25 protein-coding genes are annotated in these 25,764 nt (G+C 57.8%); 19 read left to right on the top strand and 6 right to left on the bottom strand.

The features are described from left to right. Nucleotides 1–67: 67 nt before the first annotated feature. The 11 genes from tar to ACMGGH_RS19580 all read left to right on the top strand — a co-directional run bounded on the left by tar (nt 68) and on the right by ACMGGH_RS19580 (nt 13,122). Nucleotides 68–1,735, top strand: coding sequence for a methyl-accepting chemotaxis protein II (gene tar / locus ACMGGH_RS19630; protein ID WP_047367823.1), 1,668 nt, complete (start codon nt 68–70; stop codon nt 1,733–1,735). A gap of 44 nt (nt 1,736–1,779) precedes the next feature. Beyond that, a complete protein-coding gene (gene tap, locus ACMGGH_RS19625; protein ID WP_232948493.1) occupies nt 1,780–3,381 on the top strand; it encodes a methyl-accepting chemotaxis protein IV in 1,602 nt (533 codons plus the stop codon). A 19-nt stretch (nt 3,382–3,400) separates the two neighbouring features. After that, the gene (cheR, locus tag ACMGGH_RS19620; RefSeq protein WP_014884342.1) at nt 3,401–4,267 is read left to right on the top strand and encodes a protein-glutamate O-methyltransferase CheR; all 867 of its coding nucleotides are present in this window, start codon (nt 3,401–3,403) and stop codon (nt 4,265–4,267) included. After that, nucleotides 4,264–5,313 carry a protein-glutamate methylesterase/protein-glutamine glutaminase gene (locus ACMGGH_RS19615; RefSeq protein WP_014884341.1) on the top strand — a complete coding sequence of 350 codons (1,050 nt, stop codon included), beginning with the start codon at nt 4,264–4,266 and terminating at the stop codon, nt 5,311–5,313. Before cheR ends, ACMGGH_RS19615 begins: the two co-directional genes overlap by 4 nt. A 17-nt stretch (nt 5,314–5,330) precedes the next feature. Further along, a complete protein-coding gene (gene cheY, locus ACMGGH_RS19610; protein ID WP_008500431.1) occupies nt 5,331–5,720 on the top strand; it encodes a chemotaxis response regulator CheY in 390 nt (129 codons plus the stop codon). A 10-nt stretch (nt 5,721–5,730) separates the two neighbouring features. Beyond that, nucleotides 5,731–6,375 carry a protein phosphatase CheZ gene (cheZ, locus tag ACMGGH_RS19605; RefSeq protein ID WP_028013643.1) on the top strand — a complete coding sequence of 215 codons (645 nt, stop codon included), beginning with the start codon at nt 5,731–5,733 and terminating at the stop codon, nt 6,373–6,375. A gap of 147 nt (nt 6,376–6,522) precedes the next feature. Then, nucleotides 6,523–7,671: a flagellar biosynthesis protein FlhB gene (flhB, locus tag ACMGGH_RS19600; RefSeq protein WP_028013642.1), complete on the top strand. Its 1,149-nt coding sequence runs from the start codon at nt 6,523–6,525 to the stop codon at nt 7,669–7,671. Further along, complete coding sequence (gene flhA / locus ACMGGH_RS19595; RefSeq protein WP_193540528.1) at nt 7,664–9,742, top strand: flagellar biosynthesis protein FlhA; 2,079 nt, start codon at nt 7,664–7,666, stop codon at nt 9,740–9,742. The genes flhB and flhA overlap by 8 nt, the downstream gene beginning before the upstream one ends. Continuing rightward, nucleotides 9,739–10,131, top strand: coding sequence for a flagellar protein FlhE (flhE, locus tag ACMGGH_RS19590; protein WP_232948578.1), 393 nt, complete (start codon nt 9,739–9,741; stop codon nt 10,129–10,131). The genes flhA and flhE overlap by 4 nt, the downstream gene beginning before the upstream one ends. A 263-nt stretch (nt 10,132–10,394) precedes the next feature. After that, nucleotides 10,395–11,978, top strand: a complete 1,584-nt coding sequence (locus ACMGGH_RS19585; protein ID WP_045631221.1) for an MFS transporter — start codon at nt 10,395–10,397, stop codon at nt 11,976–11,978. Between the two features lie 4 nt (nt 11,979–11,982). Beyond that, nucleotides 11,983–13,122, top strand: a complete 1,140-nt coding sequence (locus tag ACMGGH_RS19580; RefSeq protein WP_194385834.1) for a glycoside hydrolase family 88/105 protein — start codon at nt 11,983–11,985, stop codon at nt 13,120–13,122. Nucleotides 13,123–13,156: 34 nt separating this feature from the next. On the opposite strand, the gene argS is transcribed toward ACMGGH_RS19580, so the two are convergent. Beyond that, nucleotides 13,157–14,890 (bottom strand): arginine--tRNA ligase, encoded by a 1,734-nt coding sequence (argS, locus tag ACMGGH_RS19575; RefSeq protein WP_232948494.1) that lies wholly within the window; start codon nt 14,888–14,890, stop codon nt 13,157–13,159. A gap of 239 nt (nt 14,891–15,129) precedes the next feature. On the opposite strand from argS, the gene ACMGGH_RS19570 reads away from it, so the two are divergent. Together ACMGGH_RS19570 and cutC are read left to right on the top strand one after the other, a co-directional pair. Next, nucleotides 15,130–15,690, top strand: coding sequence for a VOC family protein (locus ACMGGH_RS19570; protein WP_059358200.1), 561 nt, complete (start codon nt 15,130–15,132; stop codon nt 15,688–15,690). A 78-nt stretch (nt 15,691–15,768) separates the two neighbouring features. Continuing rightward, a complete protein-coding gene (cutC, locus tag ACMGGH_RS19565; protein WP_028013633.1) occupies nt 15,769–16,512 on the top strand; it encodes a copper homeostasis protein CutC in 744 nt (247 codons plus the stop codon). A 120-nt stretch (nt 16,513–16,632) separates the two neighbouring features. Here cutC and cmoB read toward each other — a convergent pair whose 3' ends face one another. From cmoB to ACMGGH_RS19540, 5 genes are read right to left on the bottom strand one after another with little or no spacing between them, the layout of a single operon-like run. Beyond that, nucleotides 16,633–17,604 carry a tRNA 5-methoxyuridine(34)/uridine 5-oxyacetic acid(34) synthase CmoB gene (cmoB, locus tag ACMGGH_RS19560; protein ID WP_028013632.1) on the bottom strand — a complete coding sequence of 324 codons (972 nt, stop codon included), beginning with the start codon at nt 17,602–17,604 and terminating at the stop codon, nt 16,633–16,635. Continuing rightward, nucleotides 17,601–18,344: a carboxy-S-adenosyl-L-methionine synthase CmoA gene (gene cmoA / locus ACMGGH_RS19555; protein WP_045260318.1), complete on the bottom strand. Its 744-nt coding sequence runs from the start codon at nt 18,342–18,344 to the stop codon at nt 17,601–17,603. Before cmoA ends, cmoB begins: the two co-directional genes overlap by 4 nt. A gap of 40 nt (nt 18,345–18,384) precedes the next feature. Continuing rightward, nucleotides 18,385–18,780 (bottom strand): MAPEG family protein, encoded by a 396-nt coding sequence (locus tag ACMGGH_RS19550; protein WP_028013630.1) that lies wholly within the window; start codon nt 18,778–18,780, stop codon nt 18,385–18,387. A gap of 51 nt (nt 18,781–18,831) precedes the next feature. Then, nucleotides 18,832–19,650 (bottom strand): DUF72 domain-containing protein, encoded by an 819-nt coding sequence (locus tag ACMGGH_RS19545; RefSeq protein WP_232948495.1) that lies wholly within the window; start codon nt 19,648–19,650, stop codon nt 18,832–18,834. Next, entirely contained in the window at nt 19,647–20,213 is a 567-nt protein-coding gene (locus tag ACMGGH_RS19540; protein WP_232948496.1) for a hydrolase, read from the bottom strand. The genes ACMGGH_RS19545 and ACMGGH_RS19540 overlap by 4 nt, the downstream gene beginning before the upstream one ends. A gap of 264 nt (nt 20,214–20,477) precedes the next feature. On the opposite strand from ACMGGH_RS19540, the gene aspS reads away from it, so the two are divergent. The 6 genes from aspS to ruvB all read left to right on the top strand — a co-directional run bounded on the left by aspS (nt 20,478) and on the right by ruvB (nt 25,733). Next, entirely contained in the window at nt 20,478–22,250 is a 1,773-nt protein-coding gene (gene aspS, locus ACMGGH_RS19535) for an aspartate--tRNA ligase (protein ID WP_028013627.1), read from the top strand. A 1-nt stretch (nt 22,251) separates the two neighbouring features. After that, nucleotides 22,252–22,695, top strand: coding sequence for a dihydroneopterin triphosphate diphosphatase (gene nudB, locus ACMGGH_RS19530; RefSeq protein WP_059353978.1), 444 nt, complete (start codon nt 22,252–22,254; stop codon nt 22,693–22,695). 27 nt (nt 22,696–22,722) lie between these two features. Beyond that, nucleotides 22,723–23,463: a YebC/PmpR family DNA-binding transcriptional regulator gene (locus ACMGGH_RS19525; RefSeq protein ID WP_003859747.1), complete on the top strand. Its 741-nt coding sequence runs from the start codon at nt 22,723–22,725 to the stop codon at nt 23,461–23,463. Nucleotides 23,464–23,497: 34 nt separating this feature from the next. After that, nucleotides 23,498–24,019: a crossover junction endodeoxyribonuclease RuvC gene (gene ruvC / locus ACMGGH_RS19520; RefSeq protein WP_003859749.1), complete on the top strand. Its 522-nt coding sequence runs from the start codon at nt 23,498–23,500 to the stop codon at nt 24,017–24,019. Nucleotides 24,020–24,099: 80 nt separating this feature from the next. Beyond that, nucleotides 24,100–24,714 carry a Holliday junction branch migration protein RuvA gene (gene ruvA, locus ACMGGH_RS19515; RefSeq protein ID WP_028013624.1) on the top strand — a complete coding sequence of 205 codons (615 nt, stop codon included), beginning with the start codon at nt 24,100–24,102 and terminating at the stop codon, nt 24,712–24,714. Nucleotides 24,715–24,722: 8 nt separating this feature from the next. Continuing rightward, on the top strand, nt 24,723–25,733 hold the full coding sequence (gene ruvB, locus ACMGGH_RS19510) for a Holliday junction branch migration DNA helicase RuvB (RefSeq protein ID WP_028013623.1): 1,011 nt from the start codon (nt 24,723–24,725) through the stop codon (nt 25,731–25,733). The last annotated feature ends 31 nt before the right edge of the window (nt 25,734–25,764 follow it).

The following is a 25,764-nucleotide window of genomic DNA, read 5'->3' as shown; positions in this document are numbered from 1 at the left end:
TCGCAAATGTAAAGTTCCTGTGGCCTGTGCCGATAACACCGTTAATAAATCTATGAGAAGGTGTTGTATGTTGAACCGTATCCGCGTTGTCACAATGCTAATGATGGTGCTGGTCATTTTCGCACTACTTCAGCTTATCTCCGGCGGGCTTTTTTTCTCGTCGTTAAAACAGAACCAGGACAGCTTCGCCGCCTCAAACGATCTCCGCCTGCAGCAGAGTGAGCTCACCTCAACGTGGGATCTGATGCTGCAAACGCGCATCAACCTGAGCCGCTCGTCCGCGCGCATGATGATGGATCCGAACAATCAGCAGAGCAGCGCGAAAACCGATCTGCTAAAAAATGCCCGGGCCACGCTGGCCGACGCGGCTAAACACTACGCCGCCTTCAGGCAAATCGCACCGCAGCCTGCTATGGCGCAGGTGAGCCAGAACATTGATGAAAAATACAGCGCCTACTATGCCGGGCTGACGGAGCTGATCCAGTTCCTGGAGAGCGGCAACATGGATGCCTACTTCGCACAGCCGACGCAGGGGATGCAAAACGCACTCGGCGCGGCGCTGGGGGAATACGCGAAGGCCAGCGGCGATCTGTATCACTCGGCCTTTACTGAAAGCCAGAATGACTACCGCTTTGCGAAATGGCAGATGGCGGTATTGGCCCTGGCGCTGGTCATTGTGCTGTTCGCTGTGTGGTACGGCATTCGCCACATCCTGCTGAACCCTCTCGGCCGCGTGATTGCCCATATTCGCGAGATTGCCTCTGGCGATCTGACCAAAACGCTGACCGTTTCCGGACGTAACGAGATCACCGAGCTGGCCAACAGCGTCGACCACATGCAGCGTTCATTGATCGAGACCGTCGCTAACGTGCGTAACGGATCCGAGGCGATCTATACCGGCACCAGCGAAATCGCGATGGGGAATAACGATCTCTCATCCCGTACCGAGCAGCAGGCGTCGGCGCTGGAAGAGACGGCCGCCAGCATGGAGCAGCTCACCGCAACCGTGAAGCAGAACGCCGATAACGCCCGCCAGGCGTCTCAGCTGGCGGAAAGCGCCTCCGAAACCGCGCAGCGCGGCGGTCGCGTGGTGGATGGCGTGGTGAAAACCATGCACGAAATCGCCGACAGCTCGAAGAAAATCGCCGACATCATCAGCGTCATCGACGGCATTGCCTTCCAGACCAACATCCTCGCGCTCAATGCCGCCGTGGAAGCAGCGCGCGCGGGCGAACAGGGTCGCGGGTTTGCGGTGGTGGCCGGGGAAGTGCGCAACCTTGCCAGCCGCAGCGCCAACGCGGCAAAAGAGATTAAATCCCTGATTGAAGACTCCGTCTCCCGCGTGGATACCGGCTCCGTGCTGGTGGAAAGCGCCGGGGAGACCATGAATGACATCGTGAATGCCGTTACCCGCGTGACGGACATCATGGGTGAAATCGCCTCTGCGTCCGATGAGCAGAGTCGTGGTATCGACCAGGTTGCCCTGGCGGTATCGGAAATGGACCGCGTGACACAGCAAAACGCCGCCCTGGTGCAGGAGTCCGCTGCGGCGGCCGCTGCACTGGAAGACCAGGCGAGCCGTCTGAAGATGGCCGTCTCGGCGTTTCGTCTCGCTTCACTCGCTGGAAATACGGTCACTGCGCAAGCTACGTACCGCGCGCCAGCCGCCGACACGGCGGTCACCCGCACCCGTGCTGCAACGACCGGACAAGATGAAAACTGGGAAACATTTTGACTGACAATTAAACCGCGGCTGCTTGCCGCTTGATGGGAGCGTGGATGTTAAATCGTATTCGTATCTCGACCACACTGTTTTTGATTCTGATCCTTTGCGGTGTGTTGCAGGTTGGCAGTAACGGGTTGTCTTTTTGGGCGTTTCGCGATGGCTATCAGAATTTGCAGGACGTTGAGGCGAGTAATCAGCAGCGCTCCGCACTGGCACAAACGCGTGCCGTGCTGTTGCAGGCAAGCACTGCGCTGAACAAGGCTGGAACCTTAACCGCGCTCAGCTATCCGCCGGATGACATTAAGGCGCTGATGGCAACGGCGCGCGACAGCCTGAAGCAGGCAGACGCACAGTTTAAGGCCTTCACGGCGCAGGAGGCCGACGGCGAGAAAGAGAAAGCGCTGAAGGCGGCCATGAAAAAGAACTTTGAGCAGTGGTACAGCGATCTGGACCACCAGGCGACCTGGCTTGAGAACAACCAGCTTTCGGACTTCATGACCGCTCCGGTCCAGGCGTCTCAGGCGGCGTTTGATGGCAGCTTTGACGCATGGCAGCAGGATATCAATCAGTCTGTTCTGCGCGCCGGTGAAGCAAGCCGCACCAGCTATCACATGTCGGGCGTTATCTTTGCCGTCGTTGTGATTCTGGCGGGGCTGCTGACCGGCGGGGCGCTGCTCTGGGCGCGCAGAATGATTGTGCAGCCGCTGGCGATTATCAGCAGCCACTTCGACAGTATTGCGAAGGGGGATCTGGCGCGTCCGGTGGCGGTGTTTGGCAAAAACGAAATTTCGGCGATCTTTGCCAGCCTGAAGGCCATGCAGGGGTCGCTGCGGGAAACGGTGTCCGACGTGCGTCAGGGCAGTTACGCCATGCATACGGGGATCTCAGAGATTGCGGCGGGGAATAACGATCTCTCGTCCCGCACCGAGCAGCAGGCGGCGTCGCTGGCGCAGACGGCGGCCAGTATGGAACAGCTGACCGCGACGGTAAGCCAGAACGCCGATAACGCGCGCCAGGCGTCTGACCTGTCAAAACAGGCGGCGCTGACGGCGAAGAGAGGGGGCGATCAGGCCTCTCACGTGGCCAGCACCATGCAGGAGATTGCCGCCAGCTCGCAGAAGATCGGCGACATCATCAGCGTGATTGACGGTATTGCGTTTCAGACCAACATCCTGGCGCTGAACGCCGCCGTGGAAGCGGCGCGCGCCGGCGAGCAGGGACGTGGGTTTGCGGTGGTGGCAGGTGAAGTGCGAAACCTGGCGAGCCGCAGCGCCAACGCGGCGAAAGAGATTAAGTCCCTCATTGAAGAGTCGGTCTCTCGCGTCCAGCAGGGGTCTGCCCTGGTGGATACGGCGGCGCATACCATGCACGAGATCGTCACCTCCGTGACGCGGGTTAACGACATCATGGGCGAGATTGCCTCGGCGTCGGACGAACAGCGTCGCGGGATAGAGCAGGTGGCTCAGGCCGTCAGCCAGATGGATCAGGTGACGCAACAGAATGCCTCGTTAGTTGAGGAAGCGGCAGCGGCAACCGATCAGCTGGCCAGCCAGGCGGATCGTCTCACCGGGCTGGTCGCGGTATTTAATGTGAAAGAGCACGTTGAAGCAGTAACAGAAGTCGGGCGGTCGCAGGCCGTGCCAGTTGTATCCTGAATGTAATTAAGAAGGCGCTATGACATCACCAATGCCCCCTGGGCAAACGTCATTATTGTTGCAGATGACACAGCGCCTCGCGCTGTCCGACGCGCATTTTCGTCGGATATGTCAGTTAATCTACCAGCGTGCGGGGATCGTGCTTGCGGATCATAAGCGAGACATGGTCTACAACCGACTGGTGCGGCGCTTGCGTACGCTGGGGCTGGATGATTTTGGCCGCTATCTGAGCATGCTCGAAGCGAACCAGAACAGCGCGGAGTGGCAGGCTTTTATTAACTCACTCACGACCAACCTGACGGCCTTTTTCCGCGAAGCTCACCACTTTCCGGTTCTGGCCGAGCACGCGCGCCGTCGCACCGGGGAGTATCGCGTATGGAGCGCGGCCGCTTCAACGGGCGAAGAGCCGTACTCGCTGGCGATCACCCTTGCAGACACGCTGGGTATGGCGCCGGGACGCTGGAAGGTCTACGCCAGCGATATCGACACCGAGGTGCTGGAGAAAGCGCGCAACGGCGTGTATCGCCAGGACGAGCTGAAAACGCTGTCGCCGCAGCAGCTGCAGCGTTACTTCATGCGCGGTACGGGGCCGCATGAAGGCCTGGTTCGCGTACGCCAGGAGCTGGCGAACTGCGTCGAATTCGCGCCCGTTAACCTGCTCGATAAGCAGTACAACGTGCCGGGGCCTTTCGACGCCATTTTTTGCCGTAACGTCATGATCTATTTTGATAAAACGACGCAACAGGACATTCTGCGTCGGTTTGTTCCGTTGCTCAAGCCTGACGGTTTACTGTTTGCCGGGCACTCGGAAAACTTCAGCAACCTCGCGCGTGAGTTTAGCCTGCGTGGGCAAACGGTATATGCGCTGAGTAAGGAAAAAGCATGAGTAAAATCAGGGTATTGTCTGTCGATGATTCAGCGCTGATGCGTCAGATCATGACTGAAATCATCAATAGCCACAGCGATATGGAGATGGTGGCCACTGCGCCGGATCCGCTGGTAGCGCGGGATTTAATTAAAAAATATAACCCCGACGTGCTAACGCTGGATGTCGAGATGCCGCGCATGGATGGCATAGATTTCCTTGAGAAATTGATGCGCCTGCGTCCCATGCCGGTGGTGATGGTCTCCTCCCTGACCGGGAAAGGATCGGAAATCACTCTGCGCGCGCTGGAGCTGGGGGCGGTGGATTTTGTCACCAAACCGCAGCTCGGCATTCGCGAGGGGATGCTGGCGTACAGCGAGATGATCGCCGAGAAAATTCGCACCGCCTCGCGCGCGAAGCTCGCGGCCCACAAGCCGATGGCCGCGCCGGCAACCCTGAAGGCCGGACCGTTACTCAGCTCGGAAAAACTGCTGGTTATTGGGGCGTCAACCGGAGGAACAGAGGCAATTCGCCATGTACTCCAGCCATTGCCGCTTTCAAGTCCGGGTATTCTGATCACGCAGCATATGCCGCCTGGCTTTACCCGCTCCTTCGCCGAACGTCTGAACAAGCTGTGCCAGATCAGCGTGAAAGAGGCGGAAGACGGCGAGCGCGTGCTGCCGGGACATGCGTATATCGCGCCGGGGGACAAGCATATGGAACTGGCGCGCAGCGGCGCTAACTATCAAATCAAAATTCATGACGGACCGCCGGTTAACCGGCACCGTCCGTCGGTGGATGTGCTGTTTCATTCGGTGGCGAAACATGCGGGGCGCAACGCCGTTGGGGTGATCCTGACGGGGATGGGCAACGACGGTGCCGCCGGAATGCTTGCAATGCACCAGGCTGGCGCCTGGACGATTGCGCAGAATGAAGCAAGTTGTGTGGTGTTCGGCATGCCGCGCGAGGCCATCAATATGGGTGGCGTGAGCGAAGTGGTCGATCTTAGCCAGGTAAGCCAGCAGATGCTGGCGAAAATCAGTGCCGGACAGGCAATACGTATTTGACTCAGGAGTATTATTTTATGGCGGATAAAGAGCTTAAGTTTTTGGTTGTGGATGACTTTTCCACCATGCGTCGCATTGTGCGCAACCTGCTGAAAGAGCTGGGCTTCAACAACGTTGAAGAAGCAGAAGACGGCGTGGATGCGCTGAACAAACTGCAGGCTGGCGGGTTTGGTTTTGTCATCTCCGACTGGAACATGCCGAATATGGACGGTCTGGAGCTACTGAAAACCATTCGTGCAGACGCGGGCATGGCGTCTATGCCGGTGCTGATGGTCACTGCAGAAGCGAAAAAAGAGAACATCATTGCCGCTGCACAGGCGGGCGCAAGCGGCTACGTGGTGAAGCCATTCACCGCAGCGACCCTGGAAGAGAAGCTCGGTAAGATCTTCGAGAAACTCGGCATGTGAGGTGTTGGTGATGATGCAACCTGCAATGAAACCCGTTGAAGAACACTCGCCGAGCGACATCATCGTCCGCATCGGCAGCCTGACGCGCATGCTGCGTGACAGCCTGCGTGAACTGGGGCTGGATCAGGCCATTGCCGAAGCGGCGGAAGCGATCCCGGACGCCCGCGACCGTCTGGACTACGTTGTGCAGATGACCGCTCAGGCAGCTGAACGCGCGCTGAACAGCGTTGAAGCCTCACAGCCGCACCAGGATGCGATGGAAAAGGGCGCGAAAGCCCTGACCCAACGCTGGGATGAGTGGTTTGAGAATCCCATCGAGCTGGCGGATGCCCGCGAACTGGTGACCGACACCCGTCAGTTCCTTGGGGATGTGCCGGGCCACACCAGCTTCACCAACGCCCAGCTGCTGGACATTATGATGGCGCAGGATTTCCAGGATCTGACCGGTCAGGTCATCAAGCGCATGATGGATGTGATTCAGGAGATTGAGCGCCAGCTGCTGATGGTGCTGCTGGAGAACATCCCGGAACCGGCTGCCCGTCCAAAACGCGAGAACGAAAGCCTGCTCAATGGCCCGCAGCTCGACGCCAGCAAGGCGGGCGTGGTGGCAAGCCAGGATCAGGTGGACGACCTGCTGGACAGCCTCGGCTTCTGATTGTCCATTTCGCCTCAGGGGGTTACGCCGCCTGAGGCGGTTTACGACAAAATCACCGAAAAGAGCCCGAATAAACGGGCTTTTCCCGCCATTGGATTTCCGCTGCGCTGGCATGATACCCGTGACGTAATGGGCTGAGCATGCACTGTGGCAGAAGAGAACGACGACAAAACGGAAGCCCCCACACCCCACCGACTAGAAAAGGCGCGTGAGGAAGGGCAGATCCCCCGATCCCGAGAATTGACCTCCCTGCTGATCCTTATCGTAGGCGTGTGCATTATCTGGTGGGGCGGGGAGTCGCTCGCCCGCAAGCTGGCGGGGATGCTCTCTACCGGCTTACGTTTTGACCACAGCATGGTCAACGACCCGAATCTGATCCTCAGCCAGATTATTCAGCTGATAAAAGGGGCCATGGTTGCGCTACTGCCCCTGATTACCGGCGTGGTGCTGGTGGCGCTGGTCTCCCCGGTGATGCTGGGCGGGCTGGTCTTTAGCGGAAAATCGCTGCAACCTAAATTTTCAAAACTGAACCCGCTGCAGGGCATTGCGAAAATGTTCTCGGCGCAGACCGGGGCCGAGCTGCTCAAGGCTATTCTCAAATCGGTGCTGATGGGCAGTTCCGCAGGGTTTTTCCTCTGGTACCACTGGCCCGAAATGATGCGCCTTATCAGCGAGTCGCCCCTTACCGCGATGAGCAATGCGCTGAACCTGGTCGGGCTTTGCGCGCTGCTGGTGGTGCTCAGCATTATTCCGATGGTGGGTTTTGACGTTATCTTCCAGCTCTATTCCCACTTCAAGAAACTGCGAATGTCACGTCAGGACATCCGCGACGAATATAAGCAGATGGAAGGTGACCCGCACGTGAAGGGGCGCATCCGGCAGATGCAGCGTGCCGCTGCCCGTCGCCGCATGATGGAAGATGTGCCGAAAGCGGACGTCATCGTTACCAACCCGACGCACTATTCCGTGGCGCTGCGCTATGACGAAAACAAAATGAGCGCGCCGAAAGTGGTGGCAAAAGGGGCGGGGCTGATTGCATTGCGCATCAGGGAAATTGGTACCGAAAATCGCGTGCCGATCCTGGAAGCGCCTCCGCTGGCGCGAGCCCTCTACCGCCACGCGGATATCGGACAACAGATCCCTGGACAGCTCTACGCCGCGGTGGCGGAAGTGCTGGCCTGGGTATGGCAGTTGAAGCGCTGGCGTCTGGCCGGCGGTCAACGGCCTGTCAAACCTGAGAACCTTCCGGTGCCTGCCGCGCTGGATTTTATGAACGAGAAGGACACTGATGGCTAATCTGGTGGCAATGTTGCGCCTGCCCGGCAACCTGAAATCGACCCAATGGCAGATCCTCGCCGGGCCGATCCTCATCCTGTTAATTCTGTCGATGATGGTACTGCCGCTCCCGGCGTTCATCCTCGATCTGCTTTTCACCTTCAATATTGCGCTGTCCATTATGGTGCTGCTGGTGGCGATGTTCACCCAGCGCACGCTGGAGTTCGCCGCGTTCCCGACCATTCTGCTGTTTACCACTTTGCTGCGGCTGGCGCTGAACGTGGCCTCCACGCGTATCATCCTGATGGAGGGCCACACCGGCGCGGCAGCGGCGGGTAAGGTGGTCGAGGCCTTCGGCCACTTCCTGGTGGGCGGGAACTTCGCTATCGGTATCGTGGTGTTCGTTATCCTCGTGATCATCAACTTTATGGTTATCACCAAAGGTGCCGGGCGTATTGCGGAAGTGGGCGCGCGTTTTGTGCTGGACGGGATGCCGGGCAAGCAGATGGCGATCGACGCCGATCTGAACGCCGGGCTTATCGCTGAAGATGAAGCCAAAAAACGCCGCGCGGAAGTGACCCAGGAAGCGGACTTCTACGGCTCCATGGACGGTGCAAGTAAGTTTGTGCGCGGTGATGCCATCGCGGGCATCCTGATCATGGTGATTAACGTGGTCGGCGGCCTGCTGGTGGGGGTACTGCAGCACGGGATGGACATGGGCCACGCGGCGGAAAGCTATACGCTGCTGACCATTGGTGACGGTCTGGTCGCACAGATCCCGGCGCTGGTTATCTCCACTGCGGCAGGCGTTATCGTGACCCGCGTCAGTACCGATCAGGACGTTGGCGAGCAGATGGTGGGCCAGCTGTTCAGTAACCCACGCGTGATGCTGCTGGCCGCGGCGGTTCTCGGGCTGCTCGGTCTGGTGCCGGGTATGCCAAACCTCGTGTTCTTGCTGTTTACGGCGGGGCTGCTGGGCCTTGCCTGGTGGATGCGTGGCCGGGAAACCCAACCGGCAGGGGAACCTGTTCCGGTGAAAATGCCGGAGAACACCCAGGCCGTCGAAGCAACCTGGAACGACGTTCAGCTGGAAGATTCCCTGGGAATGGAAGTGGGGTATCGCCTGATCCCGATGGTGGATTTCCAGCAGGATGGAGAGCTGCTTGGCCGCATCCGCAGCATCCGTAAAAAATTCGCCCAGGACATGGGCTTCCTGCCGCCGGTGGTGCATATCAAGGACAATATGGACCTTCCGCCCGCGCGCTATCGTATTCTGATGAAGGGTGTTGAAATTGGCAGCGGCGAAGCTTACCCGGGACGCTGGCTGGCGATTAACCCTGGCACTGCAGCAGGCACGCTGCCGGGCGAGCAGACCGTCGATCCGGCCTTTGGCCTTGCGGCAATCTGGATTGAAAGCGCGCTGAAAGAGCAGGCGCAAATTCAGGGTTATACGGTTGTCGAAGCCAGTACCGTGGTGGCAACCCACCTTAATCACCTGATTGGGCAATTCTCGGCCGAGCTGTTTGGCCGTCAGGAAGCGCAGCAGCTTCTCGATCGCGTGACGCAGGAGATGCCGAAGCTGACGGAAGACCTGGTGCCGGGCGTGCTGACGTTAACTACGCTGCACAAGGTGCTGCAAAACCTGCTTGAGGAAAAAGTGCCGATCCGCGATATGCGTACCATCCTGGAAACCCTTGCCGAGCATGCGCCGCTGCAGAGCGATCCGCACGAGCTGACGGCGGTGGTGCGCGTGGCGCTGGGGCGTGCGATCACCCAGCAGTGGTTCCCGGGGACCGGCGAAGTCCAGGTGATTGGCCTCGATACGCCGCTTGAACGCCTGCTGCTGCAGGCCCTGCAGGGTGGCGGCGGCCTCGAGCCTGGCCTGGCGGATCGCCTGCTGGAGCAAACTCAGGAGGCGCTGGCGCGTCAGGAGATGCTGGGCGCGCCGCCGGTGCTGCTGGTCAACCACGCGCTGCGTCCGCTGCTGTCGCGCTTCCTGCGCCGCAGCCTGAATCAGCTTGTTGTGCTGTCGAATCTGGAGCTGTCGGATAACCGCCATATCCGCATGACGGCAACGATTGGAGGAAAATAATGAAATGGCTATGGATTTTGCTCTTCCCGCTGGCGGCTCAGGCTGCCGGGGAAGGGTCCTGGCAGGCAAGCAGCATGGGCGTGACCCTCAGCAACCGGGGTGTCACCATCTCTTCTAATCCGCTGTCGCCCTCTGAAACGGTTTCTGGTCAGATGGGGATGGTGGTGTGGAACTACAGGCTGATTGGCCCAACGCCAGCCGGACTGCGGGTGCGCCTCTGCTCACAGACCCGCTGCACGGAAATCGACGGCGAAAATGGCACAACGCAGGCGTTCAACGGCGTGCCGGCCATTGAACCTTTACGTTTTATCTGGGAAGTGCCGGGCGGAGGACGTTTGATCCCGGCGCTGAAGGTGCAGAGCAATTCTGTCATCGTCAACTACCGCTAGCTGCCTGCCTTTGTCATCAGCCATCAGTCAATTCTGATGGCTGTCTCGCAAAATTGACCTCACCTTTTGATGCAACAGAAACGCTGTTTTATAAATTAGTGACACGCGTGACGCGACTCTTTGCATTTTTGCCATTTACCCTGCCCGTGATGGCAGAAACAGAAAGGTATCAGGACGTCGTTGCATTTACTGTAGCCGTGTAAAAACTCCCCGATGAGCCTTACTTGCAGGGAGTCTCCCAAATTTGCTTAGGGTTGACGGCAATGAAAACACGTAAAATTGGACTCGCAAATTATCTTGCTTACGGGGCAGGCGATTTTCTCGGGGCTGGTACGACCGCCCTGACGGCGGCCTGGCTTTTGTATTTTTATACCACCTTCTGTGGACTCACACCGATTGAAGCAACCTTCATCTTTGCCGCTGCGAGGGTGCTGGATGCTGTTGTCAGCCCGTTAATGGGCTTTTTGACGGATAACTTCGGTACGACCTGGCCTGGAAAGCGCTTTGGTCGCCGTAAGTTCTTTATCCTGCTAGGCATTCCGTGCGTGTTCAGCTACTCGTTGATGTGGGTAGGGGACATGAATTTCTGGTACTACCTGCTGACCTATCTGGTGTTTGATATTGTCTACACCATGATTCTGGTGCCTTACGAGACGCTGGTGCCGGAAATGACCGACGACTTCAAACAGAAAACCAAGTTCTCCGGGGCGCGTATTTCTATGGCGCAGATGTCAGCGATTCTGGCCTCCTTCCTGCCGGGGATCCTGCTCACCCACTTCGGTAAAGACAACGCCATCTCATTCTTTTACGCAAGCCTGGTTTTCTCCGTGCTGTGCGCCCTGATGCTGACCTTTGTCTGGTTCTTTACCTGGGAGCGCCCGCGTGAGGAGTGGTCTGAAGCGGCGCTGCGTGCCGAAGAAGAGAAGAAGAAACTGACGCTGGGGCAAAGCATCAATCGTCTGTTTGTCGAATTAAGCTCTACGCTGCGAATCAAGATTTTCCGTCAGCATCTCGGCATGTACCTCGGCGGCTACATCGCGCAGGACGTATTTAACGCAGTCTTCACCTATTACGTGGTGTTTGTGCTGATGCAGGAAGCGTCAATGGCGTCCAACCTGCTGGGCACGATGGCTATCTTCCAGTTCCTCGCCGTGATCGGGATGATCCCGCTGTGTATTCGCTTCGGACCTGCGCCGTCCTACCGCATGGTGGTGGTGCTGTTTGGCCTGGCGTCTCTCTCTTACGCCATGCTCTATTACGCCGGTCTGAGCGACGTCTACGCTCTGCTGTTGCTGATCTCTGCGGTGGCTGGGCTGGGTCGCGGCGGTATTAACTACGTGCCATGGAATACCTATACCTACATTGCTGACGTGGATGAAGCGATCACCGGCCAGCGCCGGGAAGGGATTTTCGCCGGCATCATGACCCTGACCCGTAAGGCGTCACAGGCCGGTGCGGTGATGCTGGTAGGCATCGTGATGCAAATGTCCGGCTTTGTCAGCGGTCAGAAGGTACAGCCTGCGGAAGTGAGCCACACCATTCTGCTGATCCTGAGCGTGGGCACCATCCTGGTGCTGTTCTGCGGTTTCCTCGTTTCCCTGCGCTTCAGGCTTAATTTGCAGACCCACAGCACGCTGCGTGAGGAGACCGCGAAAATGCGTGAGTGTGGTCATGCGATGCCGGAGTCAGCGACGCCACACGCCCGCGCCACCGTCGAGATGCTGGCCGGTATGCCTTATGAGTCACTGTGGGGCAATAACAACATCGGTTATCTGAATCGCAATAAGCCAGCTGCATCTTCGCTGAAGGATCGCGCGGTACTCAATTCGACATACAACAGAGGTTAAGATGATGAAAGTTTGGCCTGTCAAACATAGCCCGCTATTGCGTCAGCCAGAGCGCTTTATCGCCCGGGACGAGCTGAAATCACTGATTCAAAAAGTGACGCACAACCTGGTCAATATCCACGACAAAACGGGTGAATTTTTGCTGCGGCTGGACGACGGGCGCGTGATCGACACCAAAGGCTGGGCCGGATGGGAGTGGACGCACGGCGTCGGCCTGTATGGCATCTGGCAGTACTACTGCCAGACCGGTGACGAAGGGATGCGCAACATTATCGACAGCTGGTTTGCCGACCGCTTTGCGGAAGGCGCCACCACCAAAAACGTCAATACGATGTCGCCGTTCCTGACGCTGGCCTATCGCTACGAAGAGAGCAAAAACCCGGCCTGGCTGCCGTGGCTGGAAAGCTGGGCGGAGTGGGCGATGACTGAAATGCCACGCACCGAACACGGCGGTATGCAGCACATCACGCTGGCGGAAGAGAATCATCAGCAGATGTGGGACGACACGCTGATGATGACGGTGCTGCCGCTGGCGAAAATCGGCAGGCTGCTGAATAAGCCGGAGTACGTAGAGGAGGCGATCTATCAGTTCCTGCTCCACGTGCAGAACCTGATGGACCGGGAGACGGGGCTGTGGTTCCACGGCTGGAGCTACGACGGCAATCATAACTTTGCCCGGGCCCGCTGGGCGCGCGGCAACAGCTGGCTCACCATCGTGATCCCCGACTTCCTCGAACTGGTGGATCTGCCGGAAAACAACGCCGTGCGCCGTTATCTGGTGCAGGTGCTGAAGGCGCAGGTTGCCGCGCTGGCAAAATGTCAGGACGAAAGCGGGTTGTGGCATACGCTGCTGGACGATCCGAACTCGTACCTGGAGGCATCCGCCACGGCAGGGTTTGCCTACGGGATCCTGAAAGCGGTGCGGAAGCGCTATGTTGAGCCTGAATATGCTGACGTTGCTGAAAAAGCGATTCGCGGCATCGTGAAAAATATCTCGCCGGAAGGGGAGTTGCTGCAAACGTCGTTCGGGACGGGCATGGGCAGCGATCTTGAGTTTTATCGCCAGATCCCGCTGACGTCGATGCCGTATGGACAGGCGATGGCGATTCTCTGTCTGACAGAGTATTTGCGGAAATACTTCTGATAATAAAAAACCCGGCGTTTGCCGGGTTTCTTTTTTACATACGTTCTACGGTTTCGATACCCAGGGTATCCAGACCCAGCTTCAGGGTCTTCGCCGTCAGCTGAGCCAGCTTCAGGCGGCTGTTACGCACCGATTCATTTTCTGCAGACAGAATAGGGCAGTGCTCGTAGAAGCCGGAGAACAGACCCGCCAGATCGTACAGGTAAGCACACATCACGTGCGGCGTGCCGTCACGCGCGACAACCGTCAGCGTCTCTTCGAACTGCAGCAGACGCGCCGCCAGCTGTGCTTCACGATCTTCCGTGATGGTCACTGTCGTATTCGCCAGCACGCTTTCATCAATGTTCGCCTTGCGGAACACGGAGAGCACGCGGGTATAGGCGTACTGCATGTACGGCGCCGTGTTGCCTTCAAACGCCAGCATGTTGTCCCAGTCGAAGATGTAGTCGGTGGTGCGGTTCTTGGAAAGATCCGCGTATTTCACCGCACCGATACCCACGGCGTTGGCCAGTTTTTCCAGTTCGTCAGCAGGCATGTCCGGGTTCTTCTCTGCCACCAGGCGACGGGCGCGCTCCAGCGCTTCGTCCAGCAGATCGGAAAGCTTCACGGTACCGCCCGCGCGGGTTTTGAACGGCTTGCCGTCTTTACCCAGCATCATGCCGAACATGTGGTGTTCCAGCGGCACGCAGTCCGGCACGTAACCGGCTTTACGCACGATAGTCCACGCCTGCATCAGGTGCTGGTGCTGACGGGAGTCGATGTAGTACAGCACGCGGTCCGCATGCAGGGTTTCGTAACGGTATTTCGCACACGCGATGTCCGTGGTGGTGTAGAGATAGCCGCCATCCTTTTTCTGGATAATCACGCCCATCGGTTCGCCTTCCTTGTTTTTGTACTCATCAAGGAACACTACCGTTGCGCCTTCGCTCTCCACCGCCAGGTTTTTGGCTTTCAGGTCCGCCACAATGCCTGGCAGCATCGGGTTGTACAGGCTTTCACCCATCACGTCGTCGCGAGTCAGGGTCACGTTCAGACGGTTATAGGTAAGCTGGTTCTGGGACATGGTGATGTCAACCAGCTTGCGCCACATCTCGAGGAAGTATTGATCCCCGCCCTGCAGCTTCACCACGTAGCTGCGCGCGCGCTCGGCAAAGGCTTCGTCTTCGTCATAGTGCTTTTTGGCTTCGCGGTAGAACCCTTCCAGGTCCGCCAGCGCCATTTCACCCGCGTTTTCCTGCTGCTGTTTTTCCAGGTAAGCAATCAGCATGCCGAACTGGGTGCCCCAGTCGCCCACGTGGTTCGCGCGGATCACCTTGTGACCGAGGAATTCAAGGGTGCGTACCGCGGCGTCACCAATGATGGTGGAGCGCAGGTGGCCTACGTGCATCTCCTTCGCCACGTTCGGGGCTGAGTAGTCGACTACCACGGTCTGCGCTTCCGGCTGGAAAACGCCCAGACGGTCAGATTTCAGCGCCGCGTCAACGTGGCTCGCCAGGAACGCAGGCTCAAGGAAAATATTGATAAAGCCCGGACCAGCAATTTCGGTTTTGCTGGCGATGCCGGAGAGATCCAGATGCGTCAGTACCTGCTCAGCGAGCTGTCGCGGCGGCATGCCCAGTTTTTTAGCCACTGCCATCACGCCATTAGCCTGATAGTCGCCAAACTGTACTTTTGCTGACTGACGAACCTGCGGTTCGCAATCCGCAGGTGCGCCTGCGGCAATCAGTGCCTGACTGACTTTTTCGGAGAGAAGAGCCTGAATATTCACCTGGATACCTTACGTTTTTGATGCGGGCTTACAACCGCCCGCGCCAGTTAAAGAATTTAGGGCGGGAGTATACTGCAAATGCCTTCTGGCGTCAGCATTGCGGGGCCCGAAGATTGCTCAGAATCCAGGCTAAGAAAGCGTGCATAACCATGCAGTCATAAAAAGCCGGATTCTGCGGTTGGTCAAAACGGGGCAACGGAGTAAATTAGCGGCTTTGCGACACGAAAAGAGACTGACTTATGGCGAACTGGCAATCCATTGACGAACTGCATGATATTTCCGCAGATTTACCGCGCTTCACAAAGGCGTTCACAGAACTTGCCACCCGTCTTGGTCTGGATATCGTGCCGCTTGAGGCGGATCACATTTCCTTGCGCTGCCACCAGAATGCCACCGCCGAGCGCTGGCGTCGCGGGTTTGAACAGTGCGGCGAGCTGCTCTCTGAAAACATCATCAATGGACGCCCCATTTGCCTGTTCAAACTGCATGAGCCGGTGAACGTGGCGCACTGGCAGTTCACCGTGGTTGAACTGCCGTGGCCGGGCGAGAAACGCTATCCGCACGAAGGCTGGGAGCATATCGAAATCGTCCTGCCGGGTGAGCCGGAAACGTTGAACTCGCGGGCTCTGGCCCTGCTGTCAGACGACGGGTTAAGCAAGCCGGGAATTTTTGTGAAGACGAGTTCACCCAAAGGCGAGCGCGAGCGTCTGCCTAACCCGACGCTGGCCGTGACGGACGGGCAGGTGACCGTGAAATTTCATCCCTGGACCATTGAGCAGATCGTTGCCAGCGAAGCCTGAGAGTTGTGATTCGTCGCTGAGACACGAAACGAGAGGCGTGCCATGATGGCGCGTTAAGCTGATTTTAAGGAGAAGCAGATGGCGCTGCTGGAGATTTGTTGTTACAGCGTGGCGTGTGCCGTAACGGCGCAACAGATGGGAGCTGACCGTATTGAGCTATGCGCCGCCCCGAAAGAAGGGGGGTTAACGCCTTCATACGGCGTGTTGAAGTCTGCCCGCCAGGCCGTCACCATCCCGGTCCACCCGATTATTCGGCCTCGCGGCGGCGATTTTTGTTACACGGCGGGCGAGTTCAGTGCCATGCTTGAAGATATCGCGCTGGTTCGTGACCTGGGCTTCCCGGGGCTGGTTACCGGCCTGCTTGATGAAGATGGTCACGTCGACCTGCCGCGGATGCGTAAGGTGATGGACGCCGCGAAAGGAATGGCCGTCACCTTTCATCGTGCGTTTGATATGTGCAAAGATCCCCTGCAAGCGTTTGATACGCTTGCCGAACTTGGCGTAGCGCGCGTCCTGACATCGGGACAGCAGTCTTCGGCGGAAAAAGGTCTGCAATTAATTACGGAACTAAAAGCACATTCCGGTGTTCCAATAATAATGGCGGGTGCGGGAGTCCGTGCCAGCAATCTGGAACGGTTTTTAAACGCCGGGGTGGAAGAGCTTCACAGCTCTGCGGGGAAATGGATACCTTCACCCATGCGTTATCGCAATACAGGGCTGTCAATGTCGACGGATGCTGAAGCGGATGAATATTCTCGCTACGGCGTAGAGGGAGAGTCGGTTGCGGAAATGAAGTCGCTGATTGAGCGTCATCACGTGTAGCAACGTACCGATTTTTACCGCGCATCATGTCGCCCAATATGATGCTTGCTTGTACCAGGCCCCTGCAATTTCAACAGGGGCCTTTTTTTATCCCCTCACCCCACGGGGGAGAGGGGAAAACTACGGCTTGGTCGCAATCAACACCGCACGCATCGGTGCAGGATAGCCTTCAACGGTTTTGCTGTGGTCGGCCGGGTCGAGGAACTGCTCCAGCGATTCGGTGATCATCCAGTCGGTGCGGCGCTGCTCTTCGATAGACGTTACGCAAACATCAGCAATGCGCACATCCACAAATCCGCATTTCTCCAGCCAGTTTTTCAGCGCCAGCGCGGACGGGATGAAGTAAACGTTGCGCATCTGCGCGTAGCGATCGCCCGGCACCAGAACCGCATGCTCATCGCCTTCAATCACCAGCGTTTCCAGCACCAGCTCGCCGCCGCTGACCAGCTGATCTTTGAGCTGCCACAGGTGTTCAAGCGGGGAACGACGATGATACAGCACGCCCATTGAGAAGACGGTATCGAACGCTTTCAGGGCAGGGAGCTGCTCTATGCCCAGCGGCAGCAGGTGCGCGCGCTGGTCGTTGCCGAGCAGTTTTCGCACCGCCTCAAACTGGCACAGGAAGAGCTGCATCGGGTCGATGCCGACCGCCAGATGGGCTCCCGCGCCAATCATGCGCCACATGTGGTAACCGCTGCCGCAGCCTACGTCCAGAATGGTGCGCCCGGTCAGGTCGGAAAGGTGAGGCAGTACGCGATCCCACTTCCAGTCTGAGCGCCATTCGGTATTGATGTTCACGCCGTACAGCGAGAACGGCCCTTTGCGCCACGGCATTAAATTACGCATCAGCGTTTCGATGCGATTGATCTGCCCAGCAGGGAGCGGCTCTGCGCTTTCCGCCGTCACGCTGTGCAGTAAATCCAGACGATGCGGCGTCAGCTCCGGCAGATACTCCACGGCATTTGACCACTGCTTTAACAGGCCGTGCTGCTGATCGCGCTGCCAGGCGGCAATCTGCGCCGGCAGGGTCTCCAGCCAGTGGGAAAGATGGTTTTTAGCAATCAGCTGATAAAAGTTGCTGAATTCGATCATGCGGCATCCCCGGCTTTTAGCGCCACCAGAGAGCCAAAGTTAAAGCACTGGAACCACAGTTCGCTGTGCTCAAAACCGGCTTTGTGCAGGCGCGCTTTATGGGTTTCCACGGAGTCCGTCAGCATCACGTTTTCCAGCATGCTGCGCTTCTGGCTGATCTCCAGCTCGCTGTAGCCGTTCGCCCGTTTGAAATCGTGGTGCATGTTGAACAGCAGCTCGCCTACTTTGGCATCCTCAAAGCTGAATTTCTCAGAAAGCACCAGCGCGCCGCCGGGATTCAGCCCCTGGTAAATTTTGTCCAGCAGCAGCTGGCGGTCTTCAGGCACCAGGAACTGCAGGGTAAAATTCAGCACTACCATCGAGGCGTTGTTAATCTCGATCTCGCGGATATCGCCTTCCACCACGTCCACCGGAACGGGCGCTTTGTACGCGTCAATATGGCGACGGCAGCGTTCCACCATAGCCGGGGAGTTATCGACGGCAATGATTCGGCAGCCATCATGATGAATGTTACGACGTACCGACAGCGTTGCCGCGCCGAGCGAGCAGCCCAGGTCATAGACCTGCGTACCGGGTTGAACGAAGCGCTCAGCCAGCATACCGATCATAGAGATAATATTGGAATAACCGGGAACAGAGCGCTGGATCATATCCGGGAAGACTTCGGCTACCCGTTCATCGAAGGTCCAGTCGCCCAGGCTGGCGATAGGCGCGGAAAAAAGCGTGTCGCGATCTGACATAACGTAAAAATCCGGGAAAAATAAAGTGGCGTATTGTGCGCTAATGGAGGGAGAAAACCAACTCCCACGGCATATACCACAGGTTAGCCAGCACCATCAGCAAAAGCGAACACCAGGTCGCGCTCATGCCGGAACGACGCCAGCGGAATAAACGGTGGTGAAAGCCGTAATAATGCATTAACCGGCCGGCAATAAGCATCAGGCCACAAATATGCACCATCCAGGTTTCCGCGCCATTCATCTCCATAAACAGCAGCAGGATGAGAGCAACGGGGATGTATTCCACCGCATTACCGTGAATGCGAATAGCGCTTTGCAGTTCGGAGAAACCGCCGTCGCCGTAAGAGACGCGGTATTGCATCCTGAGGCGCACAACATCAAACGAAAATTTAATCAGCAGTAATGCACCTAACACCGCATACAGCGCGCTGACCATACTAACTCCCTGTTTTTGGCAGATGGCACTTCACTATGATAGGGGGTGATATCAGAAAAGAGAAGATTGTTGTGGGATGGAAGGGGCGCTGCCCACGGATGGCACCGCGGCCTGCAAGGCCTGCCACAGAGCATCGACCAGTTCGGGCGCCTGAGCAATATCCGGCGTGTGCAAAAAGAGGTACGGCGTGGTGGTGTGCTCCCAGCTCGCGAGTTTTTGCAGCCAGACGGCGAACATCGCCTGATTTTGCTGCATATTGTCGCTGCCGATGAACCTGACCATCGGGTTCTGTGCGGTCACGATGGCGTGGACCGGCACTTTCGGTTTTTTACGCTGAGCATCAACGATGGCCTCGTTATGCGGTACCGCGCTGTGCACCGGACGACTGTCGAGGATCACCCGGTTAACGGAACGATCCAGCAGGCCGCGGTTAAGCGCTTTTTCGGCTTCGCCTTTCGCAAAGAAGTCCTGGTGTCGGAGTTCCACGCCGTAGGTGAATTCGCGGGGCAGGGCATCCAGGAACTGCCATAGGGCGGGCAGTTCGCGCGGGCCAAACGTGGCGGGAAGCTGGAGCCAGTATTGTCCAATTCGGTTCGCCAGCGGCGACATGCGCGTGAAAAATTCTTCCGTTAAGTCCCCGCAGTTGCGCAGCGCGGCCTGGTGGGAAATGGTCGCCGGAAACTTAAAGCAGAAACGGAAATCGTCCGTTGTTTGCTCCCGCCAGCGTTCGACTATCTCGGCTTTGGGCAGCGCATACAGCGTGGTGTTACCCTCGACGCAGTTAAAGTGTCGGGCATACTCTTCAAGGCTGGTAATGCCCAGGCGCACCCATTTCGGGTGCGACCACTGGGGCAGGCCCACGTACATCATAGCGCGCTTAAAATCTCATCCGTGCTGCGCACGCGTCCGATGCGCGGGAAGATATGGGTCATGCTGCCCTGATGCTGTTCGGCGGAAGCCGCGCTGCAGGCATCTTCAGCAATCACCAGATTAAAGCCCAGCTCCCAGGCGTTACGGGCTGTCGATTCCACGCCGATATTGGTGGAAATGCCGCACAGAATAATGGTGTCGATACCGCGGCGGCGAAGCTGCAGCTCAAGGTCGGTCCCGTAGAACGCGCCCCACTGGCGTTTAGTCACTTCGATATCGCTGTCGCGTTTGCCCAGCGACGCCGGGTACGTCCACCAGTTTTCCGGCAGGGCATGTGCGGGTGCCTGGGCATCAACGGGCTGTTTTAACGCCTCGGCGAAATCAGCGGACCAGCCGACGCGCACCATGACCACAGGGGCACCGCTGGCGCGGCACTTCTCGGCCAGGCGAGCGGCGCGGCTGACGACTTCGTCAGCTGCGTGTGGGCCACCGGCGAAGGGCAGGATCCCTTCCTGTAAATCAATCACAACAAGCGCGGTTTTGGGGGCATCAAGTGTTAACATCGTCACTCCAGGTAAATTAATCACTTCCGTAACACCTTACGACGTGATGACCTGTTATCGGTCGGATAATTTTGTTAATTTTTGTGAGAATGCGCAATAAGAGTGCAGCAAACGACCGTCTGGCGGTGGTTCGCTCTTATCGTCCGGCGGAATTTCCAGTATAATAGCCGCCTTTTTTCATCCAGTTGTGACATACAGAAAGCTGCGACATAGTAGCCTGCATACCAGGCGACATTTAGCCTGCGGCTAATTAAGGGATATCTCATGCGTACAGAATATTGCGGGCAGCTGCGTCAGTCCCACGTCGGACAGCAGGTCACCCTGTGTGGTTGGGTCAACCGTCGTCGTGATCTTGGTAGCCTTATCTTCATCGATATGCGCGACCGTGAAGGTATCGTTCAGGTGTTCTTCGACCCGGATCGCGCAGATGCGCTGAAGCTGGCCTCTGAGCTGCGTAATGAGTTCTGCATTCAGGTCACCGGCACCGTGCGTGCGCGTGACGAGAAAAACGTTAACGCAGACATGGCGACGGGCGCTATCGAAGTGCTGGCGTCCGATCTGGTTATCATCAACCGTGCCGAAGCGCTGCCGCTGGACTCCAACCACGTCAACACTGAAGAAGCGCGTCTGAAATACCGCTACCTGGATCTGCGTCGTCCGGAAATGGCTCAGCGCCTGAAAACCCGTGCGAAAATCACCAGCCTGGTGCGTCGCTTTATGGATGACCACGGTTTCCTCGATATTGAAACCCCGATGCTGACCAAAGCGACGCCGGAAGGCGCGCGCGATTACCTGGTGCCATCCCGCGTTCATAAAGGCAAATTCTACGCGCTGCCGCAGTCACCGCAGCTGTTCAAACAGCTGCTGATGATGTCCGGCTTCGACCGCTATTATCAAATCGTTAAGTGCTTCCGCGACGAAGACCTGCGCGCTGATCGTCAGCCAGAATTTACCCAGATCGATGTGGAAACCTCCTTCATGACCGCCGAACAGGTGCGTGAAGTGATGGAAGCCCTGGTGCGTAGCCTGTGGAACGACGTGAAGGGCGTTGAGCTGGGCGATTTCCCGATCATGACCTTCGCCGAAGCGGAACGTCGCTACGGCTCCGACAAACCAGACCTGCGTAACCCGATGGAGCTGGTGGACGTAGCAGACCTGGTGAAATCCGTTGAGTTCGCGGTATTCGCGGGACCGGCTAACGATCCGAAAGGCCGCGTGGCTGCCCTGCGCGTACCGGGCGGCGCGGCGCTGAGCCGTAAGCAGATTGATGACTACGGCAACTTTATTAAGATCTACGGCGCGAAAGGTCTGGCCTATATTAAAGTGACCGAGCGTGCGAAAGGTCTGGAAGGGATCACCAGCCCGGTGGCGAAGTTCCTGAACGCGGACATCGTGGAAGCGATCCTTGAGCGCACCGGTGCGCAGGACGGCGACATGATCTTCTTCGGCGCAGACAACAAGAAAGTCGTTGCGGATGCGATGGGCGCGCTGCGTCTGAAGCTCGGCAAAGACCTGAACCTGACCGACGAAAGCAAATGGGCGCCACTGTGGGTTATCGACTTCCCGATGTTTGAAGACGACGGTGAAGGCGGCCTGACCGCGATGCACCACCCGTTCACCTCGCCAAAAGAGATGACGGCGGCAGAGCTGAAAGCGGCGCCGGAAGAGGCAGTGGCAAACGCTTATGACATGGTTATCAACGGCTATGAAGTGGGCGGCGGCTCCGTGCGTATTCACAGCGGTGAAATGCAGCAGACCGTGTTCGGCATTCTGGGTATTAACGAGCAGGAACAGCGCGAGAAGTTTGGCTTCCTGCTGGACGCCCTGAAGTACGGCACGCCTCCGCACGCGGGTCTGGCCTTCGGTCTCGACCGTCTGACCATGCTGCTGACCGGCACCGATAACATTCGTGACGTTATCGCCTTCCCGAAAACCACTGCCGCAGCGTGTCTGATGACCGAAGCGCCAAGCTTTGCCAACCCGGCAGCGCTGGCCGAGCTGGGCATTGAAGTGGTGAAGAAGGAAGAGAAAAACTGATATGGCATATAAGCTTCCCGTTTCTGTCCTGGTGGTCATTTATGCAGAAGACACGAAGCGGGTGCTGATGTTGCAGCGGCGCGACGATCCTGATTTCTGGCAGTCGGTTACCGGCAGCCTGGAAGAGGGGGAGACCGCGCCGCAGGCCGCCGCGCGTGAAGTAAAGGAAGAGGTCACCATTGACGTTGCTCATGAGCAACTGACCCTGAAGGACTGTCAGCGCACGGTGGAGTTTGAAATTTTTAGCCATTTACGTCATCGCTATGCGCCGGGCATTGAGCGCAACACGGAGTCGTGGTTCTGTCTCGCGCTCCCCCATGAGCGGGAGATCGTGTTTACCGAACACCTGAACTACCGCTGGGTGAACGCGGCGGATGCCGCCGCACTGACCAAGTCGTGGAGCAACCGGCAGGCGATTGAAGAATTTGTAATTAACGCGGCCTGAGAAGGCGCGATTTTTGGAGAACTTTTTATGGCAGGTCATAGTAAGTGGGCCAACACCAAACACCGTAAAGCGGCACAGGATGCCAAGCGCGGTAAGATCTTTACCAAAATCATTCGCGAGCTGGTGACAGCAGCGCGTCTGGGCGGCGGCGACCCGGCTTCTAACCCACGCCTGCGCGCGGCGGTAGATAAAGCGCTGTCTAACAACATGACGCGTGACACCCTGAACCGTGCTATCGCACGCGGCGTGGGCGGTGATGAAGACGCGAACATGGAAACCATCATTTATGAAGGTTACGGCCCTGGCGGTACTGCGGTGATGGTTGAATGCCTGTCCGACAACCGTAACCGTACCGTTGCGGAAGTGCGCCACGCGTTCACCAAAACCGGTGGCAACCTGGGCACTGACGGCTCCGTAGCTTACCTGTTCAGCAAAAAAGGCGTCATCTCTTTCGAGAAAGGCGACGAAGATGCGATCATGGAAGCGGCGCTGGAAGCGGGTGCGGAAGACGTGGTGACCTACGATGATGGTGCCATTGACGTCTACACCGCGTGGGAAGAGATGGGTGCCGTGCGCGATGCGCTGGAAGCGGCGGGCCTGAAAGCGGACAACGCTGAAGTCTCCATGATCCCGTCCACCAAAGCGGATATGGATGCAGAAACCGCACCGAAACTGCTGCGTCTGATCGACATGCTCGAAGACTGCGACGACGTGCAGGAAGTGTACCACAACGGTGAAATCTCTGATGAGGTTGCAGCGACTCTCTGATGAGAGCCTGTAAACCGTTTACGGGAGACGCGTGATGTCGATTATCCTCGGGATTGACCCCGGCTCGCGCGTCACCGGGTATGGCGTTATCCGTCAGGTGGGACGCCAGCTAACCTACCTCGGCAGTGGATGCATTCGCACCAAAGTGGACGATCTCCCGTCGCGCCTCAAGCTTATTTATGCGGGCGTATCGGAGATCATCACCCAGTTTCAGCCAGACTATTTCGCCATTGAGCAGGTCTTTATGGCGAAGAACGCGGATTCGGCGCTGAAGCTCGGTCAGGCGCGTGGGGTGGCCATCGTGGCTGCGGTGAACCAGGATTTGCCGGTATTCGAATACGCGGCAAGGCAGGTCAAGCAGACGGTGGTGGGCATCGGTAGTGCGGAGAAGAGCCAGGTGCAGCACATGGTGCGCACCCTGCTGAAACTTCCCGCGAACCCGCAGGCCGACGCCGCCGATGCGCTGGCGATTGCAATTACCCACTGCCACGTCAGCCAGAACGCGATGCAAATGAGCGAGTCGCGGCTCAATCTGGCGCGAGGCAGGTTACGATAATCAGAAATCAGGCTGGATAAACATCCAGCCTTTTTTTATTATGTCGGCAGTTAATTTCTCCCAGAACGCAGGAGCGTCACGTGATAGGCAGACTCAGAGGCATCATCATTGAAAAACAACCCCCGTTAGTGCTGCTGGAAGTGGGTGGCGTGGGCTATGAAGTCCATATGCCGATGACCTGCTTCTACGAGCTGCCGGACGCGGGCAAAGAGGCGATTGTCTTTACCCAGTTTGTGGTGCGTGAAGACGCTCAGCTGCTTTACGGCTTTAACAACAAGCAGGAACGCACCCTGTTTCGCGAGCTGATTAAAACCAACGGTGTGGGGCCTAAGCTGGCGCTGGCGATTTTGTCCGGCATGTCCGCTCCGCAGTTTGTGAATGCCGTTGAGCGCGAAGATCCCGCGGCGCTGGTTAAGCTTCCGGGCATTGGTAAGAAAACCGCAGAGCGTCTGATTGTTGAGATGAAAGACCGCTTTAAAGGTCTGCACGGCGATCTGTTCACTCCGGCTGCCGATTTGGTTCTGACTGCTCCGGGTGCGCCTGCCTCTGATGATGACGCCGAGCAGGAAGCGGTTGCCGCGCTGGTGGCGCTGGGCTATAAACCTCAGGAGGCCAGCCGGATGGTGAGCAAAATTGCCAAACCGGACGCCAGCAGTGAAACTCTGATTCGTGAAGCGCTGCGCGCTGCATTGTGAGGTAAAGGATGATTGAAGCAGACCGCCTGGTATCGGCAGGCACCCTTCAGGCAGAAGACGTGGTGGATCGTGCGATCCGCCCGAAGCTGCTTGATGAGTACATCGGCCAGCCGCAGGTACGTTCCCAGATGGAGATTTTCATCCAGGCGGCAAAGCTGCGCGGCGATGCGCTCGATCACCTGCTGATTTTTGGCCCGCCGGGGTTAGGGAAAACCACGCTGGCGAATATCGTCGCCAATGAAATGGGCGTCAACCTGCGTACCACCTCCGGCCCGGTGCTGGAGAAAGCAGGCGATCTGGCGGCGATGCTGACCAATCTTGAACCGCATGACGTGCTGTTTATCGATGAGATCCACCGCCTGTCACCGGTGGTGGAGGAAGTGCTCTATCCGGCGATGGAAGATTACCAGCTGGATATTATGATCGGCGAAGGCCCGGCCGCGCGCTCCATCAAAATCGATCTGCCGCCGTTTACCCTGATTGGCGCCACGACCCGCGCCGGGTCGTTGACCTCTCCGCTGCGCGACCGCTTTGGCATCGTTCAGCGTCTGGAGTTTTATCAGGTGCCCGATCTTCAGCATATCGTGGGGCGCAGCGCGCGCTACATGGGGCTGGATATGAGCGAAGAGGGGGCATATGAAGTGGCGAAACGTTCCCGCGGTACGCCGCGTATTGCCAACCGCCTGCTGCGCCGCGTGCGTGACTTTGCTGAAGTGAAGCACGATGGTTCGATTTCCGCCGAGATCGCCGCCCAGGCACTGGATATGCTGAACGTCGATGCTGAAGGCTTTGACTATATGGACCGCAAACTGCTGCTGGCGGTGCTGGACAAGTTCTTCGGTGGCCCGGTCGGGCTGGATAACCTGGCGGCGGCAATTGGCGAAGAGCGTGAGACGATCGAAGATGTGCTGGAGCCGTATCTGATCCAGCAGGGCTTCTTACAGCGTACCCCACGTGGTCGTATGGCGACGGTGCGGGCGTGGAATCATTTCGGTATTACGCCGCCCGCGATGCCGTAAGTAGCGATAAATGGTAGCCCCGGTAAGCGAA

It is taken from the genome of Enterobacter sp. BNK-16 (assembly GCF_048684955.1).
GTDB classification, from domain to species: Bacteria; Pseudomonadota; Gammaproteobacteria; order Enterobacterales; family Enterobacteriaceae; genus Enterobacter; species Enterobacter bugandensis.
Note: the sequence above shows the minus strand (reverse complement) of the source record. Positions and strands in the feature narration are given on the sequence as shown.